We start from the raw sequence: 1,101 nt of genomic DNA, 5'->3' as shown, positions 1-1,101 counted from the left end.
CAAGCATGCTCTTGTCAAAGATGTTCGCTGGTTGGGCGCTATTGGCGTCGTTGAAACCCACACACCTGTCGATATGGAAACCATCCAAGCTCACTTTGTTGAACAAGGCGTTTGGATACGTCCGTTTGGTAAGTTGATTTATATGATGCCTCCTTTCATTAGCAAGGCTGAGCACATCGAACAACTTGTTTCATCTATTGATAAAGCCCTCCAACAATCTGCTTGCTTCAAACCAAGTTGATTTAACAAACATCATTTAGAAAACCTATAAGCCGCCCATAAAATACTAACGGCGGCTTATCCTTCACGTGAAAAACCAGCCAACAAACACACCCCAAGCCATTGTTTTATCTTTGATTTGAACTCGAAAAACCCCACAAATAAATTTAATCCTCTCCATAAAAACAATTAGCAAAAGAGTGTTACCTATCGGGTAAAAAGCCGTCATAAAATACGCGCCATTTTGGTACTGAATATAATGAATGACCTTCCTTATTCGAGTTCATCTCAGAATCAAATTAGCCAATATTTTTAACTCCTATTAGATAAAAATATTCGCAAAAAAAGAATCCAATTCTAGCGAAGGCTTATATCAACTTCGTAGAAACCTAACGCTTCTTGTTTTGTCGGTCGTGCAAGACATCAAGACAATCCGCAATAGCTACGTAATTCACGTCAGTAAATAATTTAAAGTAAGCATGAAATTAACCCAACTAAATGCACTTATCATTGATGACTCAACGATAGTGTTATCAACTATTCGTAACATGCTGGTTCATATTGGTTTTTCAGAACGTTTGATTGCCATTGCGAAATCACCTCGTGTTGCAATGACCATCACGAATGACACAACTTTTGATGTCATCATTTGTGATTACAACTTTGGTAACACGATCAACGGCAAACAGCTATTTGAAGAATTGAAGCAAGCCAACAGATTAAAAGATGACGGAATATTTATTCTTGTTACAGGTGAAAATTCAGCTCTATCGATACGCCCTATCCTTGAACTACGACCTGATAACTATTTGTTAAAACCGTTTAACCGCGAAACTCTAAAACAGCGCATCACCAGTTCCTTAAGGAAGAAGCTGATTTTAC

At 38.0% G+C, this 1,101-nt stretch carries 2 protein-coding genes; both read left to right on the top strand.

Annotated elements, in window-relative coordinates; genetic code table 11:
- Positions 1–241: aminotransferase class III-fold pyridoxal phosphate-dependent enzyme (locus tag AB4496_RS25745; RefSeq protein ID WP_372132694.1), on the top strand; the 241-nt coding region annotated here is incomplete at its 5' end.
- 457 nt (positions 242–698) lie between these two features.
- Positions 699–1,101 (top strand): response regulator (locus tag AB4496_RS25740; protein WP_372132691.1); only part of this gene is annotated, 403 nt, incomplete at its 3' end.

It is taken from the genome of Vibrio sp. 10N.222.46.A1, assembly GCF_041473595.1.
Taxonomy (GTDB): domain Bacteria; phylum Pseudomonadota; class Gammaproteobacteria; order Enterobacterales; family Vibrionaceae; genus Vibrio; species Vibrio tasmaniensis_A.
This window is presented reverse-complemented; position numbering and strand designations above follow the sequence as displayed.